Raw genomic sequence first — 242 nt, 5'->3', positions numbered from 1 at the left:
GTCCCGAACGTGCTCGGTGGGAACACCTCCGTCGCCCTCGACAAGGGCTTCACCGACGCCCTCACCAGCCTGAAGCTCACCCCGGGTGTCTCCGGCACCGCGAAGCTCGAGAACGGCGCCGTGTCGTTCCCGATCACCGCCGGCTCGGTCACGTACTGGTCGCCGGACGGGTCGTACCGTCCCTACGTGCAGGGTCTGCTGAACCACAACGGTTCCGGCCTGACGCTCAAGGCCGGCGACAC

Annotated in this window: 1 pseudogene; it reads left to right on the top strand. The window is 68.2% G+C overall.

The window, feature by feature from the left end:
- A pseudogene (locus MT346_RS18565) lies at positions 1-242 on the top strand (hypothetical protein); the annotation flags it as partial.

It is taken from the genome of Curtobacterium sp. VKM Ac-2922, assembly GCF_022815645.1.
GTDB lineage: Bacteria > Actinomycetota > Actinomycetes > Actinomycetales > Microbacteriaceae > Curtobacterium.
Note: the sequence above shows the minus strand (reverse complement) of the source record. Positions and strands in the feature narration are given on the sequence as shown.